Raw genomic sequence first — 14,207 nt, forward strand, 5'->3', positions numbered from 1 at the left:
TGTTTTAACCTTGCAATTCGGGCAGACGTGTGGCCGGAACCGTCGGATCCGGCGTCCGATGTGTCCGGGAGGTCCGCAGCGAGTGGCCGTCGGCAGCCTTGTCAGGGCGCGGGCGGATCACATAGGCGCCAGGAGGAAGACTTCTCGATGACCCGGCCCGATGACCCGCGCACCGCGGCGGCCCGGGTGTTCGCCGAGGGCGGCGCGTTCGGTGAGCTTCTGGCCGGGATCGACTGGGCGGCGACGCCGCTCGGGCCCCCCGTCTCCTGGCCGGGGCCCCTGGTGGACACTCTGCGCCTCATGCTCACCTCTGAGCATGAGATGGCTCTGTACTGGGGGGCTGAATTCGCCACGCTGTACAACCTGGGCTCCACACCCATTGTCGGCGCCAAACACCCCTGGGCGCTCGGCAGGCCCTATAAGGAAGTGTTCCCCGAGGTCTGGGCCCACCCCGTGAGCTCCCACTTCCACTATGTGACCCGCACCCGCAAGCCCCTGCTGGTCCCGGATGAGATGCTCATCATGGAGCGCCACGGCTTTTTGGAGCAGTGCTACTTCGACTCCGCCTTCCAGCCCGTGCTGCTGGACGACGGCACCGCTGGCGGCGTGCTGCAGATCCTCACCGAGACCACCGGTCGGGTACTGGGCGAGCGCCGACTGCGCCTACTGAGCGAGACCGGCACGCGCACGGCCGGGCTGCCCACCCCGGGCGAGGTCGCTCGCGTGGTCGCCGAGGTGGCGGGCTCCTACCCCGAGGAGATCCCGTTCCTGGGCCTGTACCTTGCCTCCGAGCCGGGAATGCAGCGCCCGGCGGCCTCCGCCGGGCTGTGGTCGGCGCCCGAGACCGTCTCGCTGAGTGCGGCCGACGGGTCGCAGGTGGCGGCCCAGCTGGCGCAGGTGGTCGCCGACGGTGCCCCGGCCACGCTGCCGGCCGCCGCGTTCACCGGCGGCAGCACGGCCGGGCAGCACGCCGCGGCCACCCGGCTCCCGGTCGAGCAGGCGCTGGCCCTGCCACTGCACTGCGCGGGCGAGGTGGAGGGCGTCCTGGTGGTGGGCGTCAACCCCTGTTTCCCACCGGCCGGGGCCTACCACGACTTCCTGGAGGTGCTCGCCTCCGCCGTGGCCGGGGCGCTGTCGGCCGCGCTCGCACACGAAGAGCAGCGCCGGCGGGCGGAGGCGCTGTCCGAGCTGGACCGGGCCAAGACCACCTTCTTCGCCAACGTCAGCCACGAGTTCCGCACCCCGCTCACCCTGCTCCTGGGCCCGCTCCAGCAGGCCCTGGCCGACGAGGACCGGCCCGAGCGGCGCGAGCAGCTGGAGTTGGCCGAGCGCGGCGCCCTGCGCCTGCTGAAGCAGGTCAACACCCTCCTGGACGTCGCCAGGGCCGAGGCCGGGCAGACGCGCCCGGCCCTCGAGCCGCTCGACCTCGCCGGTGCCACGGCCGAGCTGGCCGGGGTGTTCCGCTCCGCCTTCGAGGCGGCCGGGCTGACGCTGGAGGTGGACTGCCCGCCGCTGCCCAAGCCGGTGCCCCTGGACCGGGAGATGTGGGAGAAGATCATCCTCAACCTGCTCAGCAACGCCCTGAAGTTCACCTTCACCGGCGGCGCCCGGGTGCAGGTGGCCGCGGCCGGCGACCGGGCCCGGCTGACCGTGACCGACACCGGCACCGGCATCCCCGCGGACGAGCTGCCGCGCCTGTTCGAGCGCTTCCACCGGATCCGCGGCGCCCGCTCCCGCTCCCACGAGGGCAGCGGCCTCGGCCTGGTGCTGGTGAAGGACCTGGTGGAAGCGCACGGCGGCACGGTCGGCGTGGACAGCCGGCTCGGCCAGGGCACCACCGTCACCGTGGACCTCCCCTTCGCCGCCGCCCACCGGCCCCGCCCGGCCCCGACCGCGGCCGGCGCCGGATCCCCCAGCCAGATCCCCAGGGAAGGCGGAGGCGGCCGGCCCGGCCGCGCCGCGGCCTATGTGGACGAGGCGCTGGGCTGGCTGGCGGCCGACCCCGTCCCCGCCGCGGCCACCTCCGCGGCACGCACCCCGCCCGCCCCCGCGCCCCACGCCCCCGGCCCCCACGAAACCGACCGCCCCCACCGGGCCCGCCTGCTGGTCGTCGACGACAACGCCGACATGCGCGCCTACCTCACCCAGCTCCTGCAGCCCGACTACGACGTGCTGCTCGCCGTCGACGGCCGGGCCGCCCTGGAGACGGCCCTGGCCCAGCCGGTGGAGCTGGTGCTCAGCGACGTGATGATGCCCCGCATGGACGGCTTCGAGCTGGTCCGGGCGCTGCGCGCCGACCCGCGCACCGCCCGCCTGCCCATCGTCTTGCTCACCGCCCGCGCCGGCGAGGAGGAATCCGTGCAGGGCCGGCACGCCGGCGCCGACGACTACCTGGCCAAACCCTTCTCCGCGCGCCAGCTGCTGGCGCGCGTCCGCACCGGGTTGGAACTGTCCCGGCTGCGCGAACAGGTCCTGACCGAGACCCGCAACCAGCTGGCCGTGCTGGCCTCCCTGGCCGACGCGGGCCTGCGGCTGTCCGCCACCCTCGACCCGGACCAGATACTGCAGACTGCCGGCCAGATCCTGCTGCCCGACTTCGCCGACCAGATCAGCATCCACCTCACCCCTGCGGCACCCGCCCCGGCGCAGTCGCCCCCGGCATACATCGCCGGCACCCCCCTTCTTGCCCACGAGGCCCTGGCCACCGCCGCCACCCACGCGATCAACGGCACAGCCCCAGCCCCAGCCGGCCCACACCCGGCGCCCGCCGCCGTACTGGTTCTGCCGCTGCACGCCCACGACCAGACGCTGGGGGCCCTGGTACTGGTCCGGCACACCGGCGGGTACTCCGCGGTCGAACACAAGTATCTGGAGAACCTCGCCCACCGCCTGGCCCTGGCCTACGACAACGCCACCCGCTACCACAACGAGCGCCGCCTCGCCTTGACCCTGCAGCGCGCCCTGCTGCCCCACCGCCTGCCCCAGATGCCCGGCGTGCGCCTGGCCACCCACTACCGGGCCAGCAACCGCGGCGCCGAGGTCGGCGGCGACTGGTACGACGCGCTCGCCCTGCCCGACGGCGCCGTGGGACTGGCCATCGGCGACGTCATGGGCCACGACGTGGAAGCCGCCACCGTGATGGGCCAACTCCGCTCCGCCCTGCACAGCCTCGCGCTGGAGGGCGCCGGCCCGGCCCAGGTGCTGACCAGGCTGGACGCCTACCTGCAGTCGCTCGCCACCGAACGCTTCGCCACCTGCCTCTACGCGGTCTACGACCCCCACCGCCACCGCCTGCGCTACGCCGCCAGCGGGCACCTGCCGCCCCTGCTGATAGCCGCCGACACCGCCTACCTGGAGCTGCCCCCGGCGCTGCCGCTGGGTCTGGGCAGCACCCCAATCGACCGCGAGGTGGCGTTCCCGCCCGGCACCAGCCTGCTGCTGTACACCGACGGCCTGATGGAGAACCGGGCGCTGTCCCTGGACGACCGCCTGGCGGCTCTGCGCCAGACCTGCGGCGCGCTGCCCGCCACCGCCCGCACCGACCCCCAGCAGATCACCGAACGGGCCCTGGAACTACTGAACACCCCCGACCGAGTCGACGACGACGCCGCCCTGCTCGCCGCCACCGCCGAACCATCGTGTCGAACCGGCGACCCGCAGACTGACGGAAGTGCCATACAACCGACCGCTACTGCTTCGTAGTCATTGCTAAGGAAGCAGCAGATTTGCTAATTCACTGCTAACGAACTGTCTTCATTGCACGAATCCGCGGAACCTACATTGGTGTAGGGCCCGCGACTTCGCTGGCAGCGTGTCCTGCGGAAACGCCGAAATCCGCGGTCGGTTAGCAGCGGTGCTGACGGTCGATCACGAGCACCGCTGCACCGGCGGAGCCCGAACTCGCCATCGTCCGACTGCCGAACGTGCAGGTCACGAGATCGACTGCTCACCGAGCCGCGGATTTGCTCGGACAGTGCTCATGATCCGCCGACAGTGCTCACGAAGTCGCGGATCCTACATGGACATTGCTGGACCCGTGCCGTTGAGGAGCTCGTTGATGAGCTGCTCGGTCTCTATCTTTATCTAGGGGTGGGTTGGGTGTGAGGCATGTTTGGTACGGCTGCCACCTGGCTGTGTAGTGGTTTTGGGTGAACTGCTCCGGCGTGTGGGGGAGTTGGTTACGTTCGGCATGTGGAGACCGCCTACAGGGCAGAACGTGCTATTTCGCCTATATCCGGCACTGTGCGTTGGGTGGTGGTGGAGTCCGAGAGCTATGCCCTGCACCTGGAAGCGACCGGCTATCTCGCCTCGCTGCGTGCGAGGGGCTGTTCGCCGAACACCGAGCGCGTCTACGCAGGACGCCTGGCCCTTTACCTGAACTACTGCGGTGCGAGGCGTCTTGCGTGGAGTGCGCCCGGTTTTCTGGGCCTGTGCGGTTTGCAGCAGTGGCTCATCGAGGCGCCACTGCCTGCCCGCAACGGGCGCCTGGTGCCTGAGGGGGTCCGCTGCCGGTCGCGGGGAACGGCGAACGCGGTGCTGACGGTGGTGTCAGAGTTCCTGCGATTCGGCGCCCTGCACGGCTGGGTGTCGTCGGGGACGACCGATCTGCTGGCCCAGCCCAAGCTGCTGCGGTTCATCCCGCCCGGCTTCGACGTGGGGGAGCGGGGCGAGCGCCGGCAGATCCAGGCGGCCGCGTTCCGCTTCAAAACCGTCCAGGCCGGCTACGAGGACCTCAGCTCCGCCCAGATCCGCCACATGATCGCGTCCGTGCCGCGGGCGAGGGACCGTTTCCTGATCGCGTTGCTGGCGTGCACCGGGCTGCGGATCGGTGAGGCGCTCGGCCTGCACCGCGAAGACCTGCACCTGCTCGCCTCCTCACGGCCGGTGGGCTGCGGAGTCGACGGCCCGCACCTCCACGTCCGCCGCCGCACCGACAATCCCAACCGGGCCCTGGCCAAGTCCCGCTTCCCGCGCAGCGTGCCCGTCACCGCCGACCTGGTCGCCCTCTACACCGACTACCAGTACGAACGTGACCGGCTGCCAGGGGCGGCGTCCGAGCCGATGGTGTTCGTGAACCTGTTCCGCACGGCGCGGGGCAGGCCGATGTCGTATCCGAACACCAAGGAGATGTTCGACCGGCTGGCCGGCCGGGTCGGCCATGCCTGCCGCCCGCACATGCTGCGGCACGCGGCGGCCACGCGCTGGCTGCGTGACGGCGTGGACCGCGACGTGGTGCAGCGTCTGCTCGGCCACGTCTCCCCGCTGTCGATGCAGGCCTACCGCACCGTCGGCGACGCCGAGTTGCGCGCCGCGGTCGAGCATGTCGCCTCCTTGCGGGAGCGGCCGTGACCACCCCGGCCGCCGTGCCGGCCGATCCGGCCGCAACGCCGCGGGACGCTACGACGACGGCTGCCGCGGCCTCCAGCGATGAAGCCTGGGTGAAGTGGCTTCGCGAGCACACCGACCCCGAGTGGCGGCCGACGGAGTGGCGGGCGCAGGTGTGGCTGTTCACCGGAAGCCCCCACGAGCCACGTACCTCTGTCTCCGGGTGCCGGACGGTCGCCTGCCCAGAGCTGGTGTCGCCGGCCAACGGCTACTGCTCGCTGTGCAAGACGGCGCAGCTGCGCTCGCCGCTGCCCGAGGAGGAGTTCGCCCGCACTTTCACGCCGGTGCGGAAGATCGCGCGGGCGGGCGCGCCCCGGCCGGCCTGCCTGGTCACGCGTGACGGTCGGCGCTGCGCGCGGCCCAGCCACTGCAAGGGGCTGTGCAGCAGCCACTACGTCCAGTTCAAGAAGTATGCCGAGAAGCACGGCCCGGCCGGATGGCACGCGCAGGCGACGCCGTTCGCCCGGACGGCTGTGTGCCTGGTGCCCACGTGCGAGCTGCCCACCCTCTACACCCACGGCCTGTGCCCGCATCACTCCCGCAAGTTCAGGACACACCGGCGCACCCAGCCGGACGCATCGATCACCGAATGGGCGGCACGTCAGATGCCCTACCTCGCCGCCCACCAGTTCAGCCTCGCCGGCCTGCCCCAGCCGCTGCGCCAGGAGATCCTCTACGGACTGCAACAGGCCGACCCCTGGCTGCGCATCTTCGAGCCCTGCCAGGCACGCCGCCTCGTACGGGACCTGGCCGGCACCCTCACCCTGACCGGGAACGGCACCGACAGCACGATCTGCCCGCACTCGAGCGTCGCGGTCCTGCGGCTGCTCAACCGCGTACGCACCGCAGTGAAGACCGGCTACGCCCAGCACCGCGGCACCGCACCGGCCGCGCACGAGATCCTGGACCTGAGAGCGCTGGGCCAACGTGCCCGCACACCCGCCGGCATCCGCTACCCCAAGACCGTCGACCTGCGCACCATCAGCCAACGGTGGCTGCGCGAAATACTGCACACCTGGACCACCCAGCAGCGCCCCGACGCAGACGCGTTCGCCCGCACCCTGCGCGGCGTCGAGCTGGCCTCCCGGGCCCTGGCCCACCGCCCGGGAACCGCCGACCCCTCCGCCCTGCGCTACGACGACGTCACCGCCGTCGTCGAGGCCTTCCGCACCGCCCCCAAGCTCGACGGCCAGCCCGCCGGCTGGAGCTATCGCGTCTCCATAGCCAGCCACTTCTTCGCACTCATCGACTACGGCCGCCGCTGCGGCACCGCCCCCACCCTTGCCGCCGCCTTCGTCCGCGACCCCCTCACCCACCGCATCGCCGTGGAGGAACCCAACGAGGACGAGATCGGCACGGCCATCCCCGAGCCCGTGATCCGCCAACTCGACGCCCACCTCGACCTCCTCGGCCAAGGCCGCCTGGTCCGCGGCCGACGCACGCTCGCCACCCCAGACCTGCAGCTGATGTACCGCACCCTGTACATCCTGCTCAGAGACACCGGCCGGCGCCCCAACGAGATCGTTTCCCTGCCTCGCGACTGCCTGGAGACCCGCAGCGACCAGATCTCCCTCGTGTGGAACAACCACAAAGCCCGCCGCATGCGCAGACGCCTGCCCATCACCACCGACACCGCCAACGCCATCCGCACCTGGCAGGCCCGCCGGACCGGGCTCGAGTCCACCCTGCCGCCCACCGGCGCAGACCACCTCTTCCCCGCCCTGACCCCCCTGGCCACCCGCCGCCACCTGCACACCAGCTACCTGAGCCAAACCCTGCGCCTGTGGGTCGACAGCATCCCCCACCTCTACGGCGAAGGAACCACCCCCGACGGCCGGCCGCTGGACTTCGACCGCTCCCTCATCTACGCCTACGCCTTCCGCCACTCCTACGCCCAGCGCCACGCCGACGCCGGCACGCCCCTCGACGTCCTGTGCGAACTAATGGACCACAAATCCGTGCACACCACCCAGCGCTACTACACCGTCTCCCTGCAGCGAAAACGCGACGCCGTCACCAAACTCGCCGCCCACGTCGTCGACAACCACGGCCATCCCCGCCCCTGCTCCGACACCACCTACGAACTGCGCTCGGTCGCCGTCCCCTACGGCGGCTGCACCGAACCCAGCAACGTCAAGGCCGGCGGCACCTCCTGCCCCATCCGCTTCCAGTGCGCCGGCTGCGGCTTCTACCGGCCCGACCCCTCCTACCTCCCCGCCATCGAGCAGCACATCAACGAACTGCGCGCCGACCGCGAAAGCGCCACCGCCATGGACGCCGCCGACTTCGTCCTCACCGCCCTCACCGCCCAGATCACCGCCTTCGAACAGGTCGCCAACCGCATGCGCCGCCGCCTGGCCGCGCTCCCTGCCGCCGAACGCGCCGAGATCGAACAGGCCAGCACCCTCCTGCGCAGAGCCCGCGCAGGAACACCCACACCCTGCTGCCCCTCACCCCCGCCACCAGCCGTCAGCCATGAACCCCCGAGGCAACCCCCACACCCTCGCCGCCGCGCGCCGCCGCGACAGCCTCGACAAACGCCAGCGCACCCTCACCGCACTCGCCACCCTCGAACAACAAGGCAACAAGATCACCTTCACGGCCGTGGCCCGCGCCGCCGGCGTCTCCACCTGGCTCACCTACACCCCCGGCATCCGCGAACACATCGAAAACGCCCAACACCGCCAACGCCAGACCACTGCCGCCTCACCCACCACGACCCCGCCCACCCCTCCCGCAGCCCTGCGCGCGGAACTAGCCCTGGCCCGCGAGGAGATCCGCGCCCTGCGCCAGGACAAACAGCGCCTGACCGGCATCATCCAGCAGCAACTCGGCCACCAACTCGACACGCTCGACACCCGGCACCTCGGCGACCGCGTGGACGAACTCACCCAGGAAAACCAGCAGCTCGCAGACAAGCTCCGGCACGCCACCGACGACAACCACACCCTGCACGCCCACGTCGCAGAGCTGGAAGCCGACCTGGCCGCAGCACGCACAAGCCTGCGCAGAATGATCCGAGCAGAGAACACCGCGCCCTACTGATTTCCTCGGATTGTTGTCGGGTGGTGGGTGAGGCTGAGTCCGGTGCCGGCAAGGCAGCCGTCGATGAGGTCGTGCCGTAACTGGATATGGCGAAGTCCGCGGCGGAGGGTGCGTTCGAGGTGGTCGTCGTCGGTGAATGCGGTGTTGGCCAGCGGGCCGCGCCGTAACAGCGACCAGACGCCTTCCGCCGGATTCAAGTCCGGTGCATAAGAGGGAAGTTGGACGATGGTGAGCCAGTCGTGTTCGTCCGCGTACTGGCGCATGCCGGCGGCGAGATGGGTATTGAGATTGTCCCAGACGAGCACGATCGGGGCCTTGAGCTGGAGGTGCGCGCGCACCGCCAGGTCGCGGTAGTCGCGCCAGGAGAAGCTGTCGCGCCCTTTGCCCTTGTGCTTGCGGTGGCGGCGCGGCCGGTAGATCAGCCGGGAGGTTTCTCCTTGCTTGTAGCAGCACATGGCGGCGATCGACCAGCGGCGCCAGGAGCGGCCGCGCACCCGGACCACCGGCGTGTGCCCACGTCGGCCCCAGGTGCGGGCCCGCGGCGGTGTCATGGAAAACCCCGCCTCGTCCTCGAAGACGATGTAGGCCCCCAGCGCCGCCGCGGTCATTCCACCTGCGGCCACACGTCCTTCTTCCACAGCTCGACCGCATGCTCGTCGCGTTCCAGCGCGCGGCGGGCCGGGCACTGCCAGGACCAGCCGTGCCGGTGCAGCAGCCGCCAGACGGCTGCCGAGGAGCAGTCGATGCCGAACTTCCAGGCGATCAGCGCTCTGACCCGTGCCAGGGTCCACCGCTGGTCCTCCCAGCCGTGCTCGGCCGGCCCGAGGGCCAACTCCTCCTCCAGCACGGCGAACTGTAAGTCGGACACCTTGGGAAGTTTGGCCGGTCCCGTGGAGGCGAGGGCGTCCATCCCGCCCTCCTGCCAGGCACGACGCCAGCGCTCCACCGACCGCTCACTCACCCGCAGATCCCTCGCGATCACCGCGGTTCTCTCACTGCGTGCGAACCGCTCACCGGCCTGGTACCGGATCCGCTCACGAAACTTCCGCCGCTCGGCGGTCAGCCCACCGCCCTGCGCGTACCGCATACCACCGGCCTACCGCAGGGATCAGCATCCGACAACAGTCCGAAGAGATCAGTAACCCTTGAGACCACGCAGAACCGCCGTGATCGCACGGCAGCCATCAGCGGCCGGAGCGTTCTACGCCGAGTGCTGCCAGGACGTCTTCGGTGGTGTACTGCGCGGCCTCTTCGCGTTCCAGCCGCGCAGCCATGGTTCTGCTCACGAAAATCGACAGCAGATGTTCAGCAATTTCGACAGCACCCCGGCGTGCTTCTTGTTCGATAGAGGCCAGGCCCGAGCGCCGACTCTGGCAGCGGCAGCAGCTGACGCCGAGCGGTGGCGCCGGGCGACCGGGTCAGGACGTCCAGCAGGTGTAGGTGAACCAGGTCTGGACCTCGTCGGCGGACAGCACACGAGTCAGCTCGGCCGTCCCCGGGAGCATCGGGAAGAACCGGTCGGCGTTCCAACTGCGTGGGTACATCGGCTCGTCCAGCACGAGTAGGCGGCGTCCCTCCACAACGGGGATGTCGTCGGGCAGCCCCTCGTTCCAGATCCGCTCCCCATCCGGGGCGACGAGTTCGAAGGCCCCGGTCGCGACGGCCCCGGTGCGCCCCTGGGCGGGCTCGGGGTCCGTGGCCAGGCGGACGCTCTCCGCCGACGGTGCGGTGCCAGGCACGTGGCCGCCGCCGACGAGCACGTGGGCGAGCAGCGTGTGCAACTGGAAGTTGTCCCCGATGCCGCCGATACGCACTTCGAACCCGGTCCCGGTGGGCCGGTGCAACACCACCAGGGGCTCGTCGTCCAGGATCGCCAGCGCGTAGGCCAGGCACTTGAGGTCATGCCGCTCCAGGGCCGCCAGGTCGCGGCAGGCGGGGAGGAGCGCGGATGCGTGCCGACGGCGTACCTCGGTGCTGCGGCACAGCACGGCCAGCGCGGGAGGCTGCCACTGCTCGACCGAGCACCAGGCCAGCGCCAGCCGCAACGCCTCGTGCGCCTCGCCACCCAGTCGGGCCATCAGCGCGTCGTCGATGATCTTCTCATCGGCCTCTGGCAGTTCGTCCCCGGCACCGCCGGCGGCGGCCCAGCGGCGGGCGAACTCCAGGGCATCGAGCAGGTCCCGGTGGGTGCCGTCGAGGACCGGCTCCGCACAGGCCGCCGGATCGGCACCGCGTTCCACGCAGAAGCCGGCCATCGTCGCCAGCATCGGGCGCGGACCGGTGGGCGGAAAGGCAGGGAGTAGCGCGGCCAACCGGGGTCCCACCGGCACGCATTCGGTGCCCGTCGCCGACTGCAGACCACTCACCGCCGCGTTGAACGCACGCTCGGTGCGGCCACCGTCGCGAGCGGCCACTGCCTGCTCCAACTCTGACATGACGGCGGCCAGGTCCGCGGCCTTCTGCTTCCTTCTGAAGATCACCGGCACACCTTAGGCCCGAGGCCTGACAGGTGTCATCAGGCCACCGTCGTTCGAAGATTCCGGACCGCTCCGTGCTGTCGAAACTGGTGAACATTTGCTGTCGGTTCTCGTGAACAGAGCCACAGCCATGTCCGCGATGGTCGGCCTCCCGACCTCCCTGGCGACCAATGCCAGTAGGTACGCCTGCAGGGACGTGCCAGCGCTGGGCAGCGCCGGCCTTGAGGATACGGACCTGCTCCTCGGGCCCGTCCCGGACGCAGAGAGCAGCCATGTCCGCATTCTGCAAAAGCGAGACGGACCACGGTTGGCCTGCGGCTGGTCGCGGGCGGCAACCTCCGCGCCTGGGCGAGGATGCATTCGCCACACTCACCAGCGCATGCCCAACGCGTTCAGGTCGGCGCGGCGTTCCGGACTGAGCTTGGCGGCCCTGCGCCGGGTGTTGTCGATCCAGGCTCCGAGCTTCACGACCGTCTCCTGGCCGTCCTCGCCGTCTCCGCCCGGTCGGATCGTTTCGACGTGCTTGCGGGGCACCCGAAGATGGCCTTCACGCGTATGGAACTGGCGGGCCGCGGTGAGGTGGGTGACCCACCGCTCGTCCTGGCTGCGCCGGCCCGGCACCGCGGTTTCGCCCGCACCCGCGGGCTCGACACCGACGGTCTCCAGCAGGAACCGCTGCGCTGACGCCAACTGCTCCCATCCGCCCCGCTGCGCACTGATCCAGGCGCCGAGGTCTTCGCCCTGGACAATGAGTTCACCCACCGCAGCCGGGAGGGTGCCGCTGGCGCGGACGTGGGCGAGGGTGAGCCGATAACAGCGCTGCCAGGCCACGTCCCATCCCTCCGGGGCCCACCCGGGATCGATAGCGTCCAACGCTTCCATACGCTCCTGCGACAGCTCCCCGGCGTACGAGAGGCCCGTTTCCCCGGCATCGCGTCGTGCGGCGTTCTCACGGGTCTTACGGGCCGCTGCGCGCTGGTTCTTCGCCCATACCCCGATCGGGAACCCGTCTCCGCCCCAGACCGCGGTGGCCGGCGGCAGGAAATGCCCGTGCACGGCCGCGTACGCGCGGGCCACGGCGAGCCCGGTCTCCCAGGCGGAGGCTTGCACCGACCACACCATGCCCAACGCCTCGAGCTCGGCGACACGGCTGGCCTCGAGGGTGCCGGCGGCGTAGTAGCGGCGCTGATCAGCGATGAACACCCCCAGAGGATAGGAGCCGACCGCTCCCCAGCCTTCAGGGGTGACGTACACGTACGGCACCCGCAGCTCGGTGTGGCCGGTCTCGCGCAGCCACCGCGAAGCGGCTTCGATCCCGCGCCGCCAGTAGGCGCCTTCGGGGTCGATGACCCGCAGACGCACGAACTGGGTCAGCGCGGCCGGGTCGCGTTCCTCGCTGAACCGCAGCACGCCCGCGGCCGCCGTACCCACCCGCATGCCGGCGTCCTGGCCGGCGTCCTCGAAATCCTCCGCCCCGTCCCACAACTCGCCGCTCTCCTCGGCCTGTTCACCCTCCTGGGCACCCCCGGGCCGGCCGCTGCGCACCCGCGGGTCGGCGAGGGCTTCGATGGTCTCGGTGTCGTGGGCCCGGAGAGCTCCGAGGATCTTCGCGAGGGTGCCGTACGCGTCCGAGGTGAGCAATTCGTTTGGATCTTCATCCGGCCCGAGGAACACGGGAACGATCAGCGTGGCAATTTTCCCGGCCCCTGGCTCCATACGCAGAGCACGCCCGACCATTTGCACGATATCGACCATCGACCCGCGTGCGTCCGCGAAAAGCACCGCATCACACTCAGCCGTATCCACCCCTTCCCCCAAAACCCGCACGGAGGACAACACCCGCAATTTCGCGGGCACATCCCGCCCTTCGAACCCCGTTCCTCCGAGGAAGTCGGAGGCGAACTCCTCCAGCACCTGACGGCGCCGGGCGGGCGGGTGTTCACCGTAGAGCCAGTCCGCCCACACCTGCTCCGCGGGCGGGAAAGTGTCGGGGGCGTCAGCGGCGAGCCGACCCGCGACAGCCGGCATCGCGGCCGCCATCGCCTCCGCCTCAACCACCCGACTGTGGAACGACAGCACACGCCGAACCCGCTCCTCGACTGCAGCACGCATCAAACCCGCCTGCACGGCCGCCAACCGGGCTCCCCGCACCACGTCGGAGCCGGCCGCGATCGTCTCCGTGTTGGCCAGTGCGGCGTGGAGCTCGGGGTCGCGGATGTCGAGGCACAGCACCTGATACGGCGCCACCAACCCCAGCCGAATCGCCTCCGACAACTTCAACTTGTAGGCCACCGGCCCGAAGACGGGGGAGTCCTCGTCCATGGAGGCCACCAGCCGCGGACGATCCCCCTCGGCCTCCCACACCCGCGCCGTCGCCGTCATATACAACCGCCGTACCGCCGGCACCTGCGCCTGGTCGTGCACCGCCGCCCACGGCCTGCCCGCATCCCCACTGGTGCGGTGCGCCTCGTCCACCACCATCAAGTCCCACACCGGCAGCCCCGCCGCATGCGCCCGCTGCACAGTGCCCATGCCGACCGAGGCGTACGTCGCGAACACCGTCACCGTCTCCGGCCCGGCCGTCCACGCCACCAGCTCATCCGGATCCGTCGTACACGGCACTCCCTGGCTATCGGCACCCCGCAGCGAGCACACCCCGACCATCGCCCCGTGCCGGCCGCCCTGACGCCACGCGGCAGCCATCTGCAGCAGCAGATCCAACGTCGGCACCAACACCAGTACCCTGCGCGCGGACAGACGGTTCGTCACCTCCACACCGATCAGAGTCTTCCCGGACCCGGTGGCGGCGATGACCTGAGCCCTCAGGCCCTCAGGAGGAATTCCCTTCCCCGGCTGCTCCGAAAGACTCCGAAGCACCGAATCCACCGCCTCAACCTGATGCGGACGAAGACTCATATGCGCCATTCCACACCCATTTTCCCGCACCAATTACGGCACGCCATGATGAGATTTCAGTACCCGGCGATGAGTGGGGGAGCCATGCAGCCATTATACCAGAATCTATCTGGCTACTAGAGTGACGCATATGAGCCGCCAAAATGGTCGAAAGTGTTCGATCCTGAGGTTCCTGCATTCACATGCTGACGGATCGTCAAACGGATAGGCACGCCAGAGCTCCCAGGACCGCACCCAGGGGTCTCTGCACCACCTGACGCCCTGCCATCACCCCTGTAGCTGCTGCTTTTTAGCGGAACCGGCGCGCGGAGCGCACCGGTTCCGCCCGGGGGCCGGCGGAGCCGGATCCCCGCAGAGGATCGCGGAGCGATCCGGTGGCCGGAA

At 70.3% G+C, this 14,207-nt stretch carries 7 protein-coding genes and 1 pseudogene; 4 read left to right on the plus strand and 4 right to left on the minus strand.

Features of this window, described 5'->3' with window-relative positions; all coding sequences use genetic code 11:
* Window positions 1–147 precede the first annotated feature (147 nt).
* The 4 genes and pseudogenes from ABZO29_RS45225 (at window position 148) to ABZO29_RS45240 (ending at window position 8,430) form a co-directional block, all read left to right on the plus strand.
* Window positions 148–3,702 (plus strand): SpoIIE family protein phosphatase, encoded by a 3,555-nt coding sequence (locus ABZO29_RS45225; RefSeq protein WP_367326006.1) that lies wholly within the window; start codon window positions 148–150, stop codon window positions 3,700–3,702.
* Between the two features lie 549 nt (window positions 3,703–4,251).
* On the plus strand, window positions 4,252–5,349 hold the full coding sequence (locus ABZO29_RS45230) for a tyrosine-type recombinase/integrase (protein ID WP_367318075.1): 1,098 nt from the start codon (window positions 4,252–4,254) through the stop codon (window positions 5,347–5,349).
* Between the two features lie 1,502 nt (window positions 5,350–6,851).
* Window positions 6,852–7,316: pseudogene (locus ABZO29_RS45235) on the plus strand (site-specific integrase); the annotation flags it as partial.
* Between the two features lie 544 nt (window positions 7,317–7,860).
* The gene (locus ABZO29_RS45240) at window positions 7,861–8,430 is read left to right on the plus strand and encodes a DUF6262 family protein (protein WP_367326008.1); all 570 of its coding nucleotides are present in this window, start codon (window positions 7,861–7,863) and stop codon (window positions 8,428–8,430) included.
* Here the strand turns inward: ABZO29_RS45240 and ABZO29_RS45245 are convergent.
* From ABZO29_RS45245 to ABZO29_RS45260, 4 genes are all read right to left on the minus strand, one after another.
* Complete coding sequence (locus tag ABZO29_RS45245; RefSeq protein ID WP_367326353.1) at window positions 8,424–9,038, minus strand: IS630 family transposase; 615 nt, start codon at window positions 9,036–9,038, stop codon at window positions 8,424–8,426. The genes ABZO29_RS45240 and ABZO29_RS45245 overlap by 7 nt on opposite strands.
* On the minus strand, window positions 9,035–9,517 hold the full coding sequence (locus tag ABZO29_RS45250; protein ID WP_367318074.1) for a winged helix-turn-helix domain-containing protein: 483 nt from the start codon (window positions 9,515–9,517) through the stop codon (window positions 9,035–9,037). Before ABZO29_RS45250 ends, ABZO29_RS45245 begins: the two co-directional genes overlap by 4 nt.
* A 331-nt stretch (window positions 9,518–9,848) precedes the next feature.
* A complete protein-coding gene (locus tag ABZO29_RS45255) occupies window positions 9,849–10,910 on the minus strand; it encodes a hypothetical protein (RefSeq protein ID WP_367318073.1) in 1,062 nt (353 codons plus the stop codon).
* A gap of 366 nt (window positions 10,911–11,276) precedes the next feature.
* Window positions 11,277–13,832: a Helicase associated domain protein gene (locus ABZO29_RS45260; RefSeq protein WP_367326007.1), complete on the minus strand. Its 2,556-nt coding sequence runs from the start codon at window positions 13,830–13,832 to the stop codon at window positions 11,277–11,279.
* Window positions 13,833–14,207: the final 375 nt, after the last annotated feature.

The sequence above is a fragment of the Streptomyces sp. HUAS ZL42 genome (assembly GCF_040782645.1).
GTDB lineage: Bacteria > Actinomycetota > Actinomycetes > Streptomycetales > Streptomycetaceae > Streptomyces.